Genomic DNA, 17131 nt, shown 5'->3' on the forward strand with positions numbered 1-17131 from the left:
TGGAGATGACGCTGCGTCACTGTCCCATCGTGCGGGGCCCTGGCATCGTGAGGCGCATGAAGATGCTCGATGCGCTGCTGAACCTCCTCCTCGTGGTGTCCGTGACGGTGTTCCTCGCGTACGTCGGGCTGCGGTTCTTCGATCATGGGCTCTTCACGGTTCTTCCCGACGGCATCGTCGAGTTCTTCACGAGAAATCCGGCGCTGGGCTACGTGGCGCTCGTCCTCGTGATCGCGACGATGATCGCCAAGGTTCCTCTGGGCCGCGCCATCGCGCGCGAGGACAGTGAGAGACGGAGCTGACCATCACGGACGACGCGCCGGGCGGCGCTGCGAGCGATCTGACGATGCGGCGGGTGGCGATGGCCACCGCCGTCGCCGCGATCGCGCCTGTGAGCGTGCTTGGCGTTGCCCTGACGGCGACGTCCTGGTGGGAGGGGCTGACGATGGCGATCGGCTACCTGCTGACTCTCGGGGTGCTGCGCGAGTGGAACCTGGACGGCTACCCGCGGCGCGCGGTCTTCGCACTCATGTTCACCGCAGCGTCGTGGGCGGTCGGTGCGCTGACGGCCGAGAGCCCGATCAGCTTCGTCCCGCTGTCGCTGGTGGGTGCGCTGCTCGTGGCCCGCTCCGGGCACCGGGCGCTGTGGATCGGCGTCCTCGCGCTCGGTGTCGCGGCGATCGGGACCTGCGCCTTCGCCGCCCATCCGGTCAGCTGGGAGCTCGCCGCAACCTACCTTCTGACCCCGTTCCTCGGCACGCTCTTCATCGCCGGAGTGATTCTCGTGAGCGAGCACGCCTGGCAGATCGTGCGCCGACTCGAACGGGCGACGGAGACGGAGCGGGAGCTCGCCGTCGCCCGTGAGCGAATGCGCTTCGCCAGCGATCTGCACGACATCCAGGGCCAGTCACTTCACGTGATCAAGCTCAGGACCATGCTCGCCCGACGCATGGTGCGCACCGACCCCGACCGCGCCGAGAGCGAGCTCGACGAGATCCGCCGACTTGCCGACGAGACCATCACGGAGACCCGTTCCCTGGCATATGCCCGACGCGAGCTGAATCTGACAGCGGAGGTCGAGAACGCGAAGCGGCTGTGTGAAGCTGCCGGCATCGCCGTCGAGACGCGACTCGAGGAGCAGACCGCCGCCGCTCATCCTCTGCTGGCACAGGTGCTCCGCGAGGCCACGACCAACCTGCTCCGGCACGCGCGCCCCGCAACCGTCACGATCACCGTCTCCTCACGCATAGTTGAGGTCGTCAACGACGGCGTGCGGGAGCACGGCGCGGGTGCTCTGAGCGGCCTCGCGCGGCTGCGCCAGCGAGTGGAGGAAGCCGGCGGCGAACTGCGGATCGACCGCCCACCGGGACAGTTCATCATCGAAGCGCGGATCGATCCCATCCGTGTTCGTCCGGCGGTCCAGGAGGCACGATGAGCGACCCGAACCCCGTGAGGATCCTGTTGGCCGATGACGAGCACCTGCTGCGCACGGCGCTCGCAGCGCTGCTGCCGATGGACGGGACGATCGAGGTCGTCGCGCAGGCACAGAGTGGCTCCGAGGCCGTGGCCGCGACCCTGCAGCACCAGCCCGACGTCCTGGTCATCGACCTCGAGATGCCCGAGATGGACGGTCTCGAGGCTGTCGCCGCGATCCTGGCGGAGCGCCCGGGACAACCGGTGCTGATGCTCACCCGGCACGCCCGACCTGGCGTCCTGCGCCGCGCGTTGGGACTCGGCGTGCAGGGCTTCATGTCCAAGGGCGCCGACCCGGACGAGATCGTCGGCGTGGTCCGCACACTGCACGACGGGGGTCGCTGGATTGCCCACGACGTGCTCGAAGCGTCCGTCATGGATGACTCGCCGCTCACCGACCGTGAGACCGACACCCTCCGCGAGACCCGCGAGGGCTACTCCGTCAAGGACATCGCCCGACGCCTGCACCTCGCGCCCGGCACCGTTCGCAACTACCTCTCCAGCGCTCTGCACAAGACCGGCACGAGCACGCGGCATGACGCGGCACGGGTAGCCCGCGACCGCGGCTGGCTCTGACACCATCGTCGAGGCGCTCTGGAATGTCCGTCTGAGATGGCGATACGGGCGATCTGGCCCGGCTTTCGTCATGTCCGGTCACGGTGATGTCGGCGCGATCCGTCCCGCGGATGCCCGCGCATCGGTGCGGGATATCTCCTGCGACTCGGCGACCCGGGCGGAGTCCGTGGGATCTTCGCGCGCGCGCCGGTATGCCTGGCGCAGAACCTCCACCTGGGCGGGGTTGTAGAGGTCGGTGACCGCCTGGGCGAGGTCTTCCATCGAGGTGCGTCTGCTGATGTCGAGCGGCGGGGTCCGCGTGTGCGGGTACTGCTCGTGGATCGTTCGGAGCACGGGAGCCAGACGAGCGGCGACAGCCCGGATCTCGTCGGCCGTCGCATCCGAAGCCAGCTCGTCGAAGGCATCGTCGGCCTCCCGGTGGTGCGCAACGATGGCCCGCATATCCTGGTGGCCCTGCTCGTCATAGATTCGAGCGCTGATCATGACCATCGCGCGGTCGGCAGGTGTGAGATCGTCCGCGAGGTCGGCGAACCCGGCAGGGACGTCGGGGTCGGCGCGATGGCGCAGGAGCTCCGCGATCGCGATCCGCAGCTGCTGCTGGTGGTCGATGGAGGCGGCGAGCTGGGAATCGAGGGCGCGCAGCGTCCGTGTGAACGCCTCCCCGGTTTCATCGAGCTCCGCGATGCTCGACAACGGCATGCCCAGCTCTCGCAGGCGTCCGATCTGCAGCAACCGCACGAGGTGGGGCGTGCCGTACTGCTTGTAGCCGTTCCCGGCCCGGGCGGGCTCTTCGAGGAGGCCGATCGCGTGGTAATGCCTGACCGTCTTGACGGTGGTGCCCGCGAGGTCGGCGAGTCGGCGCGTGCTCCAGGCCATCAGACGTCGCTCAACGGGTCGTGCATGAGGCCATCTTCTCGGCTGTGGCGGGGAATCGGAAGTCGGGCCTTGACTCTGCCCCCAGGGCATCGTTTCGGCTGAGGGCACCGCTTCCATCTCCCTGAAGGAGCCCATGACCGTGCGTGCTGCGTCTGTCCCCCACCGATTCGAGGCCGAGGACCTGTTCTGCGATCCCGCCTTCTCCCACCCTGTGATCTCCCCTGACGGCACCACGCTCGCCTATCTGGCACCGTCAGGTGGACGGAGGAACGTCTGGGTGCGGGGGATCGATCAGGAGCACGAGGGCGCCCGCTGCGTCACCCACGACTCCCGACGCGGAATCCTCACCTTCTTCTGGTGCGACGACCCCCGCTGGCTGCTCTACCTCCAGGACACTGATGGGAACGAGGATTGGCACCTGTTCCGCGTGGACCTCGATCATCCCGAGGCCGCACCGCGCGACCTGACTCCCTTGGAGCCGGGGTCGCGGGTGTTCTTCGCCGAGCCGATGCCCTCCCGGCCCGGGACGGTGCTGGCCACGATGAACCAGCGGCCCGCGCGCCTGGACATCTTCCTGATCGACGTGAGCACCGGCGAGATCTCCCTGCTGCACGAGCAGGCCGAGGCCGGGGTCGACCTGCTGCTGGACCGGGATGGCGAACCGGCATTCGTCTCCCGGGTCACCGAGGACGGGAGCACCGAGTTCTTCGCGCTCGACGCTGCTACCGGCCAGAAACGCCCTCTGCTGCGCGCCGGCGGAGCCGAGCAGCCCATGGGGATCGAGGTGCAGCGCTCCACGCCCGATGGCAGGGGCCTCATCCTGAGCCTCTATCTCGAGGACGATGACCTGCAGCTGGTACGCGTCGACCGGGAAACTGCGGAGGCGGCCGTGCTGGCGGCCGTCCCGGGGCGGAGCCTGGACATCATGGGCATGCTGGCCCCCGGCGTGCTGCCACCCACCCTGTTCACCGATCGGGCGACCGGAAATATCCTCGCCGCACGCTTCACGGGGCCCCGCCCGCACATCGAAGTGATCGACCCGGGATTCGCCGCGGTGCACACGGCTCTGAGCGCGCTCTCGGACGGCGTCCTCGGCTCCCTGAGCTCGGACGCATCCGGGGCACGCTGGGTCGCGACCTTTCTTCACGACCGCGAACCGGAGGCCTGGCTGTACGACCACGACACCGGCCGCAGCCGCCGCCTGTTCCAGCCTCATCCGCACCTGGACCCCGCGCATCTCGCCCCCATGGAACCGGTCCGGATCCTCGCCCGCGACGGGTTGGCCCTGGACTCCTACCTCACCCTTCCTGTCGGTATCCCCGCCAGGAAGCTGCCGTTGGTGCTCGTGGTTCACGGCGGGCCGTGGGCGCACGACAGCTGGGGTTTCAGCGCACAGGCCCAGTTCCTGGCCGACCGCGGGTACGCAGTGCTGCAGGTGAACTTCCGCGGCTCCACCGGCTGCGGCAGGCGCCACACCCTCGCCGCGCGTGGCGAGTTCGCCGGCGCCATGCAGACAGATCTCCTGGACGCGGTGGACTGGGCCGTCGACCGCGACATCGCCGACCCGGATCGAGTGGGGATCATCGGCGGCTCCTACGGCGGGTACGCCGCTCTCGTCGGAGCGGCGTTCACCCCGGAGCGCTTCGCGGCGGCCGTGGATCTCGTCGGTATCGCGGACCTGTCGAGCTTCCTGCGCAGTCTCCCGCCCGTGAGTCGTCCGTACATCGCCAGCAGCTGGCTTGCCTATGTCGGCGACCCGGAGAACCCCGCGCAGGAGGCGGACATGCTCGCCCGTTCCCCGATCAGCAGGGTGGATGAGATCACCGCTCCACTGCTGATCGCGCACGGCGCGAACGATGCCCGGGTGCGGCGCGAGGAGTCGGAACGGATCGTCACCTCGCTGCGCGATCGCGGGATCCCGGTCGAGTACCTGCTGGCCGACGACGAGGGCCACGGCTTCGGCAATCCCGAGAACGAGATCCGCTTGCAGCGCGCGATCGCCGCGCACTTCGCCCGGCACCTGACCTGAGCCGGGATCCACCCTGCGCTCGCCGCCCAGGGGCTGTAGCAGGAACACGGGATAGTCCTCCTTCTCGTGCGGATGCAAACGCACCGAGAGCGATTCATGTTAGGTTACGACACGTGCCGTATCGTAAAGATGATGAAAGGTCGCGCCCACCGGGTCGGCCACGAGATCCAGTCCGCGAGGCTGAGATCCTCCGAACCGTTCTCGATGTCATGAGTGATGTGGGTGTTGAGGGAGTGACGTTCGAGGAAGTTGCGCGACGGGCTCAGGCGTCCAAGCGGACGTTGTATCGGAGGTGGGCAACGAAGCAGGAGATGGTCGTGGCCGCCATCAAGGCGGGGCCCGCGGCTCAGAACAATCCGGAACCCATCGACACAGGGTCGCTGCGCGGGGATCTGCTCGCACTCCTCGAGCGGCTGGAATCCACGATGGACGCCGGCGAACCCGTCAGCCTGGCGATCATGCAGGCGGGATTGCGAGATCCGGAGCTGTGCGAGTTCATCGAAGCATCCGCCGGGCCCACCGGAGCGCGTCTGACGGAGGCGGTGCGTCAGGCGGCCATCGCTCGCGGGGAGCTCCCCGAGTCAGCGGATCCGTTCGCGTACGAAGAGATCGCTGCGGCCACCCTGATCATTCGCAAACTCAATGGCTTGTCGACTGACGCTTCCTACCGTGCGGCACTCGTCGATGCGGTCCTCATTCCCGCTCTGCGCAGCGGCATACCTGCCGGACAGCACGGCATCTTCTCCGGGAGCCCAACACCTTCCACCCACCGACCCACTGAGAGCAGGACCCCTCGATGACCGAGTTCGCCATCCCCGAGTTCGCCTACGATCGCATCCACGGGCCGGACGGGGTAGCGCTCAACGTTGCGCATGCTGGCGTCGGGCCCGCCGTGGTGCTGCTCCATGGCTTCCCGCAGACACATCTGATGTGGAACGCCGTCGCGCGTGACCTCGCGCGCGACTTCACCGTGATCGCACCAGACCTCCGCGGTTACGGCGACAGCGACAAGCCCGACGCCGACAGCGTCGACGTGTACTCGAAGCGAACGATGGCCGCCGACGTCGTTGCGACCGCCTCTCAACTGGGACACGAACGGTTCGCCGTCGTCGGCCATGATCGGGGTGCACTCGTCGCCGTCCGTGCAGGACTCGACCATCCAGACCGGGTTTCGCACATCGGGGTACTGGACGTCCTGCCCACGCTGGATACCTGGGATGTGTTGCGCGGCGTCGACGCGAAGGTCGCGTGGCATCTCTACCTCATGGCGCAGCCCCAGGGGCTTCCGGAGAAGATGATCGCTGCGGTGGCAGAGGAGTTCTTCTCGTCGTTTCTCGACGCCTGGGACCCCTCGGGGGCGACGTTCTCGCCCGAGTTGCGTGATCACTACATCAAGGCCTCTGTCGCTGCGGTGCCCTCGATCGTCGCCGACTATCGAGCAACTGCCAGTGTCGACCTCGACATGGACCGCGCTGATCGAGACGCGGGCCGGGCGCTCACGATGCCCGTTGCCGCGATCTCGCAGGACTGGGGCAGCCAACTCGGATTCGACCCGACGCAGATCTGGAGCGCATGGGCACCGGACTTCACATTCGAGTCGATCGACGCTGGACACTTCATGGCCGAGGAGCGCCCTGGCGCTGTCGCGAACTTCGCCCGCAAGCTGCTGGCACGGGGTCAAGTCTCGTGGAGTGGTGTAACGCTCGAGTGATCGATCGAGCTCGGGTGGTCGGGCAGTCAGGGCGAGGACGGGATCGTCGGCATCGGTTTCCTGTCCGGCGTCGGGGACGTGATTCGCTCTGAGTTTCGTTCCGTCCTTTCCTTGTGGAGGGCGGAGCTATGCCTGAACCGTATCCGGCCGAGTTCCGTCAGCGTGCGCTGCGGATGTTGAGCGAGGCTCGCCCCGATCAGCAGACCGATCACGCCGCGATCAAGCACGTCGCCGCGAAGCTCGGCGTCCACCCTGAGACGCTCCGATTGCGGAAGGAGCGCCTCGACGTCGACGAGAGCCGTCAGCCGGGGACCTCGACGGGCTCGTTCATCACGCCGATCACGGATCGAACTACCTTGCCGTGGTCTACACGGACCGGATCGAGGAACTCGGCGCGAAGCCGTCGACGGGAACCGTCGGCGACAATTTCGATAACGCGATGGCCGAGGCCGTCAACGGGCTCTGCAAGACCGAGCTGATTCGCCGCCGCGGCCCGTGGCGCACGGTCGAGCAGGACGAACTCTGGAACACGTGTGGTGGGGAACAACCAGCGCCTCCACGGAGAGCTCGACATGCGCACGCCTGCCGAGGTCGAAGCCGACTACTACGCTGACCTCGATACACCCTTGGGTGCACATGTCTCCCAAACCGCCCGATAGGAACGAAAATCAGGGTGAATCACTGCCCGATCGACATCCTCAGACAGTCGGGGTTCTGCAGTCTTGGCAACAGGTCGGAGCGAGCTGACAGTACGCTACTGGACCGCCTGGGAGAGCGCATCGAACTCCGAACCTCGGAGGTCGATGGTCGCGGCGCGGAGATTCTCTTCGAGATGGGTGACGCTCGCCGTGCCCGGAATGGGGAGGACGACGGGACTCCTCTTCAATAGCCAGGCGAGCGCTAGCTGCGCGGGCGACGCACTTCGGGTCGTTGCGAGCGTTGTGAGCGGGCTGTGCTCGCCGGTGAGTCCGCCGGTCGCCAGCGGGAACCAGGGGATGAACCCGATGTTCCTTTCCGTGGCCCAGTCGAGCAGCGCTTCGGCGTTGCGCTGGGCTAGATTGTAGAGATTTTGGACGGACACGATGGGGGCGACTTTTAGGGCAGCCTCGGCCTCGGCAACTGTGACCTCGCTGAGGCCGATGTGCCGGATCTTCCCTTCCTCCTGGAGGAGCTTCAGTGTGCCGATCTGATCCTCCAGTGCAACGGCCGGATCGATGCGGTGTAGCTGGAGCAGATCGATCCGGTCGACGTCGAGGTGTCGGAGCTCCCCCTCGACTTGCTGTCGCAGGTGAGCCGGCGTGCCGTTCGGACGCCATTGGTCAGGGCCTTGGCGGGTCTGGCCGACCTTCGTCGCGAGGACGATGTTGCCGGCGTAGGGGTAGAGCGCGTCGCGGAGAATGCCGCTCGTGACATCCGGTCCGTAGGCGTCTGCACTGTCGAAGAAGGTCACACCGAGCTCGGCCGCCCGGCGAACCACCCGGATGGCGTTGTCGCGGTCCGCGGGCCCGCCCCACGTACCCGGACCGGTGAGTTGCATGGTGCCATAGCCGAGTCGCGAGACGGCGAGGTCGCCGCCCAGGAGGAAGGTGGCGGGGGCCTTGTCGGGGAGGGGGGTCTGTTCGATCATGGGAGTCCTTCTGTTGGCAGGGGCGAGAGACGTGCGTTCACGTCACGCGAATCGGTGTCGGTGAGGTGGCGGAGATGTCGTCATCTCTGCCGTACTGGTGCGGCGCACCAAGGTGGTCTCGGAGGGTGTCTCCTTCGTAGTCGTGGTGGAAGAGGCCTCGTTGCTGGAGCAGAGGCACGACCCCGTCGACGAACGCGTCGATTCCGTCCTCGTAGACATCCGGGTTGAGCCAGAATCCGTCGCAGGCGCCAGCCTCGAACCACTCCTGCATGTGGTCGGCAGTGATCTGCGCGGGGCCAACGGGAGCGGGGTGGTAGTCGATGACACCGTGGTAAAGGATGTCGCGAACGCTCCATCCTTCTCGCGCAATCTCCAGGGCGGTCATCGATCGTGGGTCCGACGGAGTTGCGCGGGCCGCTGCGAGCTCCGTTGCGCTCAGGGACCTGTCGAGGTCGGCCGTAGTCAGGGGGATCCCCAGCATCATCCCGAGGTAGCCGATTTGCTGGTGGATCCGCGGTTCGACGAAGAGGCCGCGCCGGTCGAGCGCCTCACGCTTCGTGGGTGCGATGGTCGGGCTGATCCCTGCGAAGTACTTGATTTCGTCGGGGTTGCGGCCCGCTTGCTCAGCCGCCCGCCGAACGTTGGAGCGCTGGCGGATCGAGTCTGCGATGGAATGGGTGTTCCCGATCACCCCATTCGCGAAACCGCCCGCGAGTGCCAGGCTGTGAGGACTTTGGCCGGCGTGAAAGACGACAGGCTGTCCTTGCTTGGACGGAGGGATCTCCAGAGGACCGCGGGAGGCGACGTATCGGCCTTGAAGATTGATGGGCTGGATCTTCGTCAGGTCGGCGAAGATCCCCGACTCCTGATCCGCGATCCACGCGTCCTTTTGCCAGCTGCCCCAGAGGGCCTGGACGATCTGAACGACCTCTTGAGCGCGACCGTAGCGCTCGTCGCGGCCGGCGATCGATGTACCGAAGTTGGCTGCAGAGCCCTCATCGGACGTGGTGATCGCATTCCAGCCGATGCGGCCGCCGCTGATCACATCGAGAGTTTTCAGCTGGCGCGCAAGGTTGTACGGCTCGTAGAACGTCGTCGACGCGGTCGACACGAAGCCGATCTTCTGAGTATCCCGAGCCATTATCGCCATCGTGATGAACGGGTCCATCGTCAGCATGGGCGAGTCCTGATCGGAACCCTGGCTCTGCGTAAGCATGTCCGGCAGGAACAGGAACTGGAACTTGCCCCGCTCCGCTGCCTGCGCGTACCGCACATACGCGTCGAGGTTCGTGTAGTTGCGCGGGTCAACATGGGGTGCACGCCAGGCCAGCGTTGGGGCACCGTACCCGTTGCCCAGCTGCATGCTTATCAGCATCTTCTTCTCAGCAGTCATCTCTGGGCCCCTTTCCTGTGGGCAGTACATTCGTCATCCAGGGGTGGGACCCGGTCACGACTGATCTGTCAGGTGCGGAGCGGGAAACGCGTGCCTTCGTCCCGCGGCGACGATGACGAGAACGAGCACGAGCAGCGTCAATGTCGCAAAGGGCAGGGCGCCGGCCCCGAAACCGGTCAGGACGAGCCCGCCAAGGACCCCGCCCACCGCGATCCCCAGGTTCAAACCAGTGACAAGGACCGACTGTGCGGCGTCGACGGCGGTGCCGGACGCGTTCGTCAGAGCTGTCTGCTGAAGACTTCCCGACCCGCCGAAGGCAACTCCCCACGCGACAATGCTGATGATGATCGCATTGGGCGCACTCGTGGCCAGTCCGAGCACGAGGACCGCGAGCGCGAACACAGCGGTAGTGACCAGCATGAGTACGCGTAGATGCCGATCGATCAAGAGTCCGGTCACCCAGAGGCCGACAAGGGCCGATACGCCGAACACGAGGAGCACGACGCTAACCGTGTCGCCCATGCCTGCGAGGGCGAGGAACGGTGCGATGTAGGTATAGAGCAGGGCGTGACCCGAGAAGAAGAACAGAGCGACGGCGATGATCGGCAGAACCCCGGGGATTCGGAGCGCCTGGAGTGCAGTCGTGCGCTCGTGCCGTTCCTGCCCCGGGAGGGGAGGAACCACTGCCAGGACCCAGACCAGCACGCCTGCGGTGATGACGGCCATGGTCACGAAAGTGAGTCGCCAGCCGATGGCTGAAGCGAGCAGGGTCCCTGCGGGCGTGCCGAACGCGAGGGCGATCGGGGTCCCGGAGAGTCCGATCGTCAGGGCGCGGCCTCGTTGTGTTGGATCGACGATGCGACCGACGTATCCCGCCAGGATTCCCCAGAGGGCTCCGGCGAAGACGCCCGCGATGAACCTCGCGGCCAGCGTCACTGCGAATACCGGTGACGCCGCGACGATCAGGCTGGTGAGGACGTAGCCGCTCAACGCGATGACGAGCAGCCGCCGACGGGGCCATCCCATCGTTGCGCTGATGATTGGAATGGCACCTAGGAGTGCTCCGAGCGCATAAAGGGTGACCGTCTGTCCGGCAGTCCCCTCCGAGACGCCCAAGTCACTGCTCATGGCGGGCAGGACACCCGCCGGAAGTGTCTCGAGCATGACGGTTAAGAATCCGCTCGTGGCGAGTGCTAACAGGGCACCGAGGGGGAGCCGCGCAGGAGCGGAAGATCGTGCAGGGGGCAAGGAGGTCTTCGACATCTCGCCAGTCTCCAACCTTGACATTAGTGTCAAGGTCAAATCGGGTTAAATGCCTGCGCCTCGGGCCTGCTCTCCAATGACGGGATTTCCGCTGCGGACGGCTCCTCATTAGCCGTCGGCGGCTCAGGCCGATCGAGCGCTGAGTGCGTCGTCGATGGAGGTGATGTACCGATCAATTGCCGCGCGGTTCTCGGACAGAACGCGGATGTTCTCGGACATGCGCTCGCGCTGCCGCACCAGTGTCTCCCGGAGCCTCGGGTCCGGATCGACGGGGACCACGGAGTTGGGCTTGTCGAAGCAGGGCAGGATCTCACCGATGATCCGAGTGGGTATCCCGGCGTCGAGCAGCCCGCGGATCTTGATGACTCGATCGACAAGATAGTCGTCGTAGTCTCGGTACCCGTTGTGCAGACGCACCGGCTGGATGAGGCCCTGTGCTTCGTAGTACCGCAGCATCCGGGCGGGTGCTCCGGTGCGGGCAGCGAGTTCCCCGATCTTCATTCAGTACTCCTCTTGACCTTGACACTGATGTCATGGTTGAGGCTACAGGAGAGCATCGAGAGAAAGGCTCTACCCATGAGAATCGGAATCCTCGGCGCCGGCGCGATCGGCTCCATCCTGTCCGAGCGGCTGCCTATGGGCGGTCACGACGTGATGATCGCGAACTCGCGAGGACCGGGGGCGATCAGCCCCGCAGCCCTCCGTAGTGCCGCCCGCGCCGTCAAAGCTGTCGACGCCGTCGGCGACTTCGCGGCACGACCGCGCAGTCGTTCCTCATGGTGCTCGTCGTCGCGGCGGCCAGTATCAGCAAGATTCGCGACTTCCTCCTGAAGGAACGCAAATCATGGGTGCGGCGCCCGAGGTGCCCGCCTCCCGCACCCGCGGCTACCGGCGTACACGCAAGAGCACATCGACGGCACGCATGGCCCACCGCGAACGCAGCGCTCGGCGGCGCCGTCCATCAGAAGGCGACGTGCTCCGCACGTAGCGGCTCCACCGCGCCTGACACGACAAAGCCCCCAGATCTCTCTGGGGGCTTCGCTGTCGTGCGGTTTCCTGGACTCTCTTCGCGAGAACCCTGCACAACCCAACGTGGGGTGTGCAGGGAACTCGTTGTCCCGCGGAATGCCGGGAGGTGCTTTCCTTCCTGTGACGGCGCATCCTCCGGGGAGACCTGCTTAATCCTCCGAGCTGCTTAGTTTGCCTCGGCATCCGTCGCGGGTTCACGCGCCGGGACCGGTCTTTACAGCAGCCCCGGTCTCCGCTCTCGGGGGGGAACTGGACACCCGATCGTGTCAGGCTCCCCGAGGGAGGGGGGTCCCTGGCGTTGCAGGGGGCAACGCGTTCTTGCATAGTCGGGCGGTATGGGTGAGAGAGACATCGAGATCCGCCTCGGCAACGAAGAGATCGTGATCCGGCACCGCTACGAGGTGCTGAGCATCATCAACGACATCCTCGTCGCGGTGTGGTTCATCGTCGGCAGCTTCCTGTTCTTCTCGCCCGAGACATCCACCGCCGGCACCTGGCTGTTCGTGATCGGCAGCTTCCAGCTGCTCCTGCGACCCGCCATCCGGCTCGTGCGACACATTCATGTGCAACGAGTGTCAGGAGGACCCACAGACGCTGGTGGCGACTACTGACGAGGCTTGGCGGCGAATTCCTCGGGAGGCGCGTTCGGGGCGTCTCAGTGCGTTCGTGGAATCGACGGACCGACGCCGTAGTGCCGAGCGCTACCCGATGGATACCGGGCTCTTCATGCCTCATCTGGCTCTGCCGAGCGAGTGGGTGACATCTGAGATGGCGTATCGGAAGAGTGCGCCAGAGGGGATGTCCCCATGCCTGCTCCGTAGACCCAACACGATCGGTCGTCACCGTGTTGGCAAGAGGGCGAATGAGGCCCTTTCGTAGTCTGCTGGAAAGAACTCCAGCGCCGTGGCCTCTTCGATCGGCGCCTCGCAGCATCAGAATCCACATGCCGCCCAGAAGTCGCTCGAGTTTGACGCCCGAACACGTGACAGTTCGTGGTTAGGGCCGAGAGGGCCATGGGCGTGTTGATGACGGACTCGTGCACGAGCGGGGTCAACGTCCCGGGCAGCGCGTACAGACGACGCCGGGTGATACCTCGACTCGATTCGGGTCGCGATCGTGATACGCAGCTCCTCCCGCATCAACCCGTGTAATGCCCTGAGGATGATGCCCGTGTCGGACAGAACCTGCCGATGATCGAGTGCATCGGGACGCATGCAGGCAGGACGAGAACGCCATTGCTCGTCAAGCCCAGGCTCTGGCCCCGCGCCATGCGCGCGATTCCCTGGTTCTCGTAGCGATGGGACCCGCTCTCAGCGCGGCTGTCGTGCAGGTCGCCTGGCACTTCTGGCGCTCGCGCGCGCAGACTGCGGCTGGGCTAAATCATAACGCGGGTCGCACGTTCAAAGTTGGAGCAGGGGGTAAATCGGGGGTAGATCCCGGACGCGCGTCATTGGCGTGTCCGCCTCCGGGCGACAGTAGGGGACGGAGAACACGGCGCGTTCTCCGGCTCCATCGCGCGGGCGAGGAGTTGACCGCACGCCGTGCACCGTCTACGCCACACGGCGACCCGATAGACGAGTGAGCTCACACGATGACCGCCTGAGCGGCGTCTCACGACGGAGCCCCGGGGCGCCTTCGTGCGCCTGCGGAGCGCGGCAGCGACATCACCAACCCGGAGAGGATCTCTTGAGATCAGATACTGACCCCGGCGGCGTCCTCACACGCTCGCCTCTCATCCATCGCGCCCTCGCGGGCTTCCTCGCACTGCTCCTCGCCGTGACGGGTCTCGTCGGCGCCGGAGCATCCGCGGCGTCGGCGGCGACGCCGGGCGTCACCACGACGGTCACCCTCAATGGCGACACTTACGACGGCACGGAAGTCGTCTCCGAGGGCGACACCGTCACGATGCGGGTGCAGTACAGCAGCGATGTCGCGCCCGGTTCGACCGCGAGGATCGATCTCGGTGCCGGCCTCACCCTCGGAGACCTCCCTGCGGGCAACTCGGCGGTCACGAGCATCGAGCCGGCGCCCGATGACCCGAACTCGGTCATCCTCACCTTCGCCGACCCGTGGCCGTCGGACGTGAACCAGGGCGTTCTCCAGCTCGACTTCGTGGTCGACGAGGTCGAGCACAGCTCGCACGAGACGATCTCGTGGAGCCTCGACGGCGAAGAACAGGGCATCGACGTGATCGTCCGAGACAATGGAGATCGGTTCGCCGACGTCACGGACGGCGTCAGCAAGGCGGTCGCTGATAACGGCAACCTCGGCCAGTACGTGTCCTACGACGCCGAGACCGGCGACGTCACCCTCTCCGAGGACATCATCGGCGCGCCCGTCGCGTACCGCCTGAACATCGACACGAACGACGCGCAGCCCGGATACGCGGTCGCGGACCAGCTCCCCGACGGCTTCGCCTATGTCGACGGCTCGTTCCGCGCCACTCAGACGACGTGGGACGAGGACGGTCTAAACGAGGAGACGGCCGAGGTCGCGTTCGATCCCGAGATCGTCGGCGGCACGTTCGCCGGCGCCATCGATCTTCCCGGAACGTCGCGCACAGCGATCACGTACGAGGCCGCCGTCGCGGACGAGGCCGCGCGCGCGGCGCTCGAGGACGCGCTGCAGGCCGAAGCCGATGCCGTGAACACGGACGATGGCGGCTCGTACGAGGTGGCTCTCACGAACACCGCGATCTTCGGATCGAGCGAGTCCCGTGACGCGAGTTTCCGATTCGGCGGTTCGATCGCCGGGATTCCGGGACCGAACGTCGGAGAGGCCTTCCAGAAGTCCGCCGACTGGAAGGAGCGCGCGGTCGAACCGGGCGAGGACGGCACGATCTTCGAGGACGTCACGTACACGCTCTCGGTCGACCTCGGCACCTTCGATGGCAGCAACGCCAAGAAGACCCTCGACCGCAACGTCGTCGTGACCGACACGCTGCCCGAGCAGATCGCGTTCGCCGCGGAGGATCCTGTCACGAGCACCGGATTCGACCTCACAGAGGTCGCCGCGCCGGCCGACGGTGAGGACTTCGCCGCCGACGCGCACGTCGGCGAGTACTACATCGACGGCCAGACGCTCGTGATCAACCTCGGTCGCGACTCCGAGACGACGGCTGAGATCACCGTGGCGGCCGAGATCACCACGATCAACGGACTCGCGGAGAAGTGGACGGATGTCCCCGGCGAGACGAAGTACGGCGTGACGAACGTCGCGCGCTACACGTACGGCGACGACGTGTTCCACGATGCGCGTTACGAGAACATCCTCACGACGACGGAGGAGAACGAGGACGGCTGGAACGCGTCGGACTACTTCAACAAGACGGCGGAGCCGTCCGTGGTCGAAGTGGATCCGGGTGAGTCCGCGACGGTCACGTACACCTTCACAGTGGGCGCAGGGAAAGGCATCGACCTGACCCAGAGCACGATCGTCGATCACATCGACACCAACGTGTTCGACATCAGCGACCTCGACGCCATCCAGTCCGGACTGACCGCCACCTACGACTGGTGGCGCGAGATGGGCACCGATGACTTCGCCCTCTCCGTGAACGCGGACGGCGACCTGGAGATCGCGCTCAGCGAGGCCGGCATCGAGAAGATCGACGCCTGGGGCGCAGACAAGCAGTTCGTCCTCGACATTCCTCTGTCGACCAAGCCGCTCGTCGGCAAGGAGACGGTCGAGATCGCCAACAAGGCGTCCTTGTTCGGCGCGGATGACCAGGTGCTGTACTGGTCCGAGGTGACGACCGACGCGACGTCGTACGGCGACGAGGCAGAGGTCCGCAAAGAGGTGCGCGACACCCCGAACCAGGAGTGGACGAGCAACCTCCGCGCGGAAGTCGACCCTGACGGAAACCTGATCCGCGACGAGTACGTCTACAACATCACGCTGATCCCGCACGGCGACTATGACGGCGTGCCGATTCTCGATGTCGTGGACACGCTCCCGGAAGGTGTCGAGTTCGTCGGCTTCGTGAGCGACGAGAACGTCGACGACGGCGCGAACCCGTCGATCGAGGTGCAGGATCTCGTGGGCAACGTCCAGGCGCGCTACGACGCCCCGACGGACGGTGCTCCGGCAGGATCTGTCACCTTGTTCCAGAAGGAGGGCACGGTTCTCGATGCCAGCCAGGGCGCACCCTCGGTGAACCTTCTGGTGCGCATCGCCGACTACGACGTCGATGAGCCCATCGTGAACACGATCGGGACCACCTCGGCGACCATCACACCGTCCGACGGGTACCCGCTGAGCATCAAGAAGGTCGACGCGGAGGACAGCACGGTCGTCATCACCGATGAGGACGCGCACTTCCAGATCCTGGATGCCGATGGCGCCGTCGTGGTCGACGATGTCATGGTGGTCGACGGCGCGCTGCGCGTGTTCGACGCCGACGGCGCGATCAAGAACGTGAAGGTCGATGAGCCGGGCGCCTACACAGTAAAGGAGCTCGACGCTCCGGCGGGGTACCTGACCACGACGGAGACGGTCGACGTCGACGTCGCTGAGAACGGTGCATCCGACGAAGTCACCTTCTACAACACGCCGGGCGAGGACCCGACGCCGGATCCTGAGCCGACGCCGGACCCGACGCCGGATCCTGAGCCGACGCCGGACCCGACGCCGGATCCTGAGCCGACGCCGGAACCCACGCCGGATCCTGAGCCGACGCCGGAACCCACGCCGGATCCTGAGCCGACGCCGGAACCCACGCCGGATCCTGAGCCGACGCCGGAACCCACGCCGGATCCTGAGCCCACGCCGGAACCCACGCCGGATCCTGAGCCCACGCCGGACCCGACACCGGATCCTGAGCCCACTCCGGACCCCGAGCCCGAGTCGACGGAGCCGCCGAGCGCCCCGTCGCCGGACCCCTCAGATCCGTCCGAGCCGCCGAGCGCCCCGTCGCCGGACCCCTCAGATCCGTCCGAGCCGTCCGAGCCTGCCGCGCCGCCGGCTCCCCGGGAGGACCTCCCCGCAACGGGTGGCGAGATCAGCGGTGTCGCGATCGGAGCCGCGCTGCTGGCGCTGCTCACGGGGGTCGGGCTGCTCCTGACGCGCCGCTTCCGAGACGAGCGAGTGGAGAGCCCGTCGTCCTGAGGTTGACGCCCGTCTCGCACAGAGCCTGTCGATGACCGAGTGCATCGG

The 17131-nt window shown here is 66.4% G+C and carries 16 protein-coding genes and 1 pseudogene; 10 read left to right on the forward strand and 7 right to left on the reverse strand.

Annotated features, from left to right (window positions below):
- The first annotated feature begins 56 nt into the window (after window positions 1-56).
- The 3 genes from KOL93_RS03080 to KOL93_RS03090 are packed head-to-tail and all read left to right on the forward strand — an operon-like array spanning window position 57 to window position 2049.
- Complete coding sequence (locus KOL93_RS03080; protein WP_221583821.1) at window positions 57-302, forward strand: hypothetical protein; 246 nt, start codon at window positions 57-59, stop codon at window positions 300-302.
- Window positions 303-361: 59 nt separating this feature from the next.
- Window positions 362-1435, forward strand: coding sequence for a sensor histidine kinase (locus tag KOL93_RS03085; RefSeq protein WP_260405917.1), 1074 nt, complete (start codon window positions 362-364; stop codon window positions 1433-1435).
- Window positions 1432-2049 (forward strand): response regulator transcription factor, encoded by a 618-nt coding sequence (locus KOL93_RS03090; RefSeq protein WP_221583823.1) that lies wholly within the window; start codon window positions 1432-1434, stop codon window positions 2047-2049. Before KOL93_RS03085 ends, KOL93_RS03090 begins: the two co-directional genes overlap by 4 nt.
- A gap of 78 nt (window positions 2050-2127) precedes the next feature.
- On the opposite strand, the gene KOL93_RS03095 is transcribed toward KOL93_RS03090, so the two are convergent.
- Window positions 2128-2925: a MerR family transcriptional regulator gene (locus KOL93_RS03095; RefSeq protein WP_221583824.1), complete on the reverse strand. Its 798-nt coding sequence runs from the start codon at window positions 2923-2925 to the stop codon at window positions 2128-2130.
- A 133-nt stretch (window positions 2926-3058) separates the two neighbouring features.
- On the opposite strand from KOL93_RS03095, the gene KOL93_RS03100 reads away from it, so the two are divergent.
- The 4 genes and pseudogenes from KOL93_RS03100 to KOL93_RS03115 all read left to right on the forward strand — a co-directional run bounded on the left by KOL93_RS03100 (window position 3059) and on the right by KOL93_RS03115 (window position 6665).
- A complete protein-coding gene (locus KOL93_RS03100; RefSeq protein WP_221583825.1) occupies window positions 3059-4954 on the forward strand; it encodes a S9 family peptidase in 1896 nt (631 codons plus the stop codon).
- Between the two features lie 113 nt (window positions 4955-5067).
- Window positions 5068-5265: pseudogene (locus tag KOL93_RS16420) on the forward strand (helix-turn-helix domain-containing protein); the annotation flags it as partial.
- 6 nt (window positions 5266-5271) lie between these two features.
- Window positions 5272-5754, forward strand: a complete 483-nt coding sequence (locus tag KOL93_RS16310; protein ID WP_221583888.1) for a TetR-like C-terminal domain-containing protein — start codon at window positions 5272-5274, stop codon at window positions 5752-5754.
- Complete coding sequence (locus KOL93_RS03115; protein WP_221583826.1) at window positions 5751-6665, forward strand: alpha/beta fold hydrolase; 915 nt, start codon at window positions 5751-5753, stop codon at window positions 6663-6665. The genes KOL93_RS16310 and KOL93_RS03115 overlap by 4 nt, the downstream gene beginning before the upstream one ends.
- A 26-nt stretch (window positions 6666-6691) precedes the next feature.
- On the opposite strand, the gene KOL93_RS03120 is transcribed toward KOL93_RS03115, so the two are convergent.
- The 6 genes from KOL93_RS03120 to KOL93_RS03145 form a co-directional block, all read right to left on the reverse strand.
- Window positions 6692-6916, reverse strand: coding sequence for a hypothetical protein (locus KOL93_RS03120; protein ID WP_221583827.1), 225 nt, complete (start codon window positions 6914-6916; stop codon window positions 6692-6694).
- 50 nt (window positions 6917-6966) lie between these two features.
- Window positions 6967-7212 carry a hypothetical protein gene (locus tag KOL93_RS03125; protein ID WP_221583828.1) on the reverse strand — a complete coding sequence of 82 codons (246 nt, stop codon included), beginning with the start codon at window positions 7210-7212 and terminating at the stop codon, window positions 6967-6969.
- Between the two features lie 207 nt (window positions 7213-7419).
- Window positions 7420-8292, reverse strand: a complete 873-nt coding sequence (locus tag KOL93_RS03130; protein WP_221583829.1) for an aldo/keto reductase — start codon at window positions 8290-8292, stop codon at window positions 7420-7422.
- Between the two features lie 37 nt (window positions 8293-8329).
- Complete coding sequence (locus KOL93_RS03135; protein WP_221583830.1) at window positions 8330-9685, reverse strand: NtaA/DmoA family FMN-dependent monooxygenase; 1356 nt, start codon at window positions 9683-9685, stop codon at window positions 8330-8332.
- Window positions 9686-9739: 54 nt separating this feature from the next.
- The gene (locus KOL93_RS03140; protein WP_374107099.1) at window positions 9740-10972 is read right to left on the reverse strand and encodes an MFS transporter; all 1233 of its coding nucleotides are present in this window, start codon (window positions 10970-10972) and stop codon (window positions 9740-9742) included.
- Window positions 10973-11071: 99 nt separating this feature from the next.
- Window positions 11072-11449 carry a MerR family transcriptional regulator gene (locus KOL93_RS03145; protein ID WP_221583832.1) on the reverse strand — a complete coding sequence of 126 codons (378 nt, stop codon included), beginning with the start codon at window positions 11447-11449 and terminating at the stop codon, window positions 11072-11074.
- A 75-nt stretch (window positions 11450-11524) separates the two neighbouring features.
- Between KOL93_RS03145 and KOL93_RS03150 the strand changes: the two genes are divergently transcribed.
- The 3 genes from KOL93_RS03150 to KOL93_RS03160 all read left to right on the forward strand — a co-directional run bounded on the left by KOL93_RS03150 (window position 11525) and on the right by KOL93_RS03160 (window position 17083).
- Window positions 11525-11779, forward strand: coding sequence for an NAD(P)-binding domain-containing protein (locus KOL93_RS03150; protein WP_221583887.1), 255 nt, complete (start codon window positions 11525-11527; stop codon window positions 11777-11779).
- Between the two features lie 533 nt (window positions 11780-12312).
- The gene (locus KOL93_RS03155) at window positions 12313-12588 is read left to right on the forward strand and encodes a YrhK family protein (protein ID WP_221583833.1); all 276 of its coding nucleotides are present in this window, start codon (window positions 12313-12315) and stop codon (window positions 12586-12588) included.
- A gap of 1075 nt (window positions 12589-13663) precedes the next feature.
- A complete protein-coding gene (locus KOL93_RS03160) occupies window positions 13664-17083 on the forward strand; it encodes a prealbumin-like fold domain-containing protein (RefSeq protein WP_221583834.1) in 3420 nt (1139 codons plus the stop codon).
- The last annotated feature ends 48 nt before the right edge of the window (window positions 17084-17131 follow it).

It is taken from the genome of Microbacterium salitolerans, assembly GCF_019720895.1.
GTDB lineage: Bacteria > Actinomycetota > Actinomycetes > Actinomycetales > Microbacteriaceae > Microbacterium.